Origin of the sequence: Streptomyces pseudogriseolus, assembly GCA_002154585.1 — a bacterium.
Classification (GTDB): Bacteria; Actinomycetota; Actinomycetes; order Streptomycetales; family Streptomycetaceae; genus Streptomyces; species Streptomyces pseudogriseolus.
This window is the reverse complement of the sequence record MUNG01000593.1, coordinates 1-2,072: the sequence shown is the minus strand read 5'-3', so window position 1 is coordinate 2,072 and position 2,072 is coordinate 1. Positions and strand designations below refer to the sequence as shown.

Below are 2,072 nucleotides of genomic sequence, written 5' to 3'. Positions count from 1 at the left end.
GGTTCGTCGAGGTGGAGACGGAACAGCCGATCGCGCGGACCATCGCGGAGTGGCTGTTCCGTCTCCACCTCGACGAACCCGAACTGCCCCGACTGGTTGCACTCCAGGAACCACCAGGTCCCGTCGGCGTCCTCGGCGAAGTCGAACGCCCCGTACGCCAGTTGGGCCCGGCGCAGATAGTCGCGCACCGCGTCCGCGGTGCGCGGCGGGACCTCCACCGGCTCCCACGGCGGCCCGGGCGCGGCGAACCGCACGTCCACCACCTGCGGGTCCGCGTCCGGCGCCGTCGCCTTGCGCGCCGCCAGCAGCACGTCGCCCACCGCGGTGAGCCGGATGTCCGCCCGCTTCGCGATCCGCCGCTGGAGCAGCGTCGGCCCGTACGCCACCGCCGAGAAGTCCGTGTCCGGCGCCACCCTGCTGGTCGGCACGGCCCGCGGCGGATCCTGCGGATGCGCCCCCGACACCGGCTTGACCACCAGGTCCGGGAAGCGCTCCGCGAACTCCCGCGCCGCGCGCGGGAACGTCGTGATCACCGTCGCCGGCACCGGCAGCCCGCAGCGCTGGGCCAGGCGCAGCTGCCACGGCTTGTGGCGGGCCTGCCGCGCGGCGTCCGGGTGGTTCATCCAGCGCGCGTCGCTGCCGCGCAGCATGCCGTAGAGGGCCTGCGACGCCTCCTCGGTGAGCCAGGCGGACGGCTGCGGGGCGCGCTCGGCCGGCGTGCCGGGGCGGCGTACCCACACCGACCGCAGCCCGCCGATGCTCACCAGCCGTCCGCCGACGGACAGATGGCCGCGGAACCGGCCGTGGACGTACTCGCCGGACAGCGAGACGCCCCCGGTGAGATCGGCGGGGTCGAGACGGACCACCGGCACTCCTGCGCCGTTCAGATGGACCACCACCATGTCGGCGGTCACATCCTCCTCGCAGGTGAGGATCAGCACGGTCATGTTGACGGTCCGCGTTCAGTCGTCGAAGTGGGTCTTGGAGCCCGCGGTGGACGTGGTCGTCCCCAGCTCGCGCAACAGGGCGTGGTCGCTGGCCGCGATCCGCCCGTCACCGAGGACGTTCAACTGCAGTCCGGAGTCATACGCATACGGAGTGGAAACGGCCAACTCCACCGCCGGACGGGCGTAGTTGAGCGCGAACGGTTGCATCGTCTCTCCCTCGTCGGTGCTGCGCCGATCAGGCAACGGCCTTCTGTGCGCCGCCGCTTGGTCCGCCGACTTGCGTTGGCTTCCAGAGACTTATACGAATCGAACGGGTGGTTGGTTTCCTCACGGAGCGTAATCATCGGCGGGTTGTCGGCCCGGCCGCCGTCCGGATACTTCGGGCGCCCCCGCGCCGAGGGAGCCACGCATCGTGCGCAGAGCGAGGAGCAGGACGCCGATGTCGTCCAGGTACACCGGATCGGGCAGCAGATCGGCAGGCAGGACCAGGTAGAGCACCGCGCCCCAGAACACCCAGCGGGGCCCGGTGGGCAGCCCCGCGCGCCGCAACTCCCGCCGCGTGCGGACCAGACGGACCAGCACGGCCACGGCGCCCGCCAGCAGCAGGGCCGCGAGGACGGCGACGCCCCACACCACGGTCGTTGTGTCCAAGATCACTGCCCTCCTCGCCCTCCTCCCGGTGACCGCGTGCCGCGGCCCCTCGCGCGACACAGTCCTCGAGGGAACGGATTCCCGCTCCGGGCCCCTGTATGGCGGCGGGGACCGGCCATGCGCGCACGCGACCGTTGCCCCGTGAACATCACCCGAAACACGGAGTCCTCGCAGGTCATCCCTGCGGCTCAGTCAAGTGGCAGCACCTGGGGGTGGAGCCTAGTAATGGTGATCAGTCTTCCCCTGGAGTCGATCATGACCACTTTCTCCTCGTCCTCCTCCGGCGAACCCGGCATACCCGTCGACTCGGCCGCGGCCCCGCCCGCCGGCACGACGGGCGCGGCGACCGGCGGGCACCGGCCCGGACCGGCCTGGGCGCGTCACCTGACGGCGGACCACACGGCCCCGGCCGACCCGCGGTACGCGAACGGCGCGGGCGCGGACACGGCGCCTGCGCGCGAACCGTCCGGGGCG

4 protein-coding genes are annotated in these 2,072 nt (G+C 72.4%); 1 reads left to right on the top strand and 3 read right to left on the bottom strand.

From position 1 onward, the window contains the following. From tgmB to CCN29_RS33230, 3 genes are all read right to left on the bottom strand, one after another. A partial coding sequence (gene tgmB, locus CCN29_RS33240) for an ATP-grasp ribosomal peptide maturase (protein WP_086686211.1) occupies positions 1–947 on the bottom strand: 947 nt, incomplete at its 3' end. Positions 948–962: 15 nt separating this feature from the next. Continuing rightward, positions 963–1,154, bottom strand: a complete 192-nt coding sequence (gene tgmA / locus CCN29_RS33235) for a putative ATP-grasp-modified RiPP (protein ID WP_086686209.1) — start codon at positions 1,152–1,154, stop codon at positions 963–965. A 120-nt stretch (positions 1,155–1,274) separates the two neighbouring features. Next, entirely contained in the window at positions 1,275–1,598 is a 324-nt protein-coding gene (locus tag CCN29_RS33230) for a YkvA family protein (protein WP_037817306.1), read from the bottom strand. 255 nt (positions 1,599–1,853) lie between these two features. Here CCN29_RS33230 and CCN29_RS33225 point away from each other — a divergent pair. Next, positions 1,854–2,072 (top strand): hypothetical protein (locus CCN29_RS33225; RefSeq protein ID WP_442538652.1); only part of this gene is annotated, 219 nt, incomplete at its 3' end.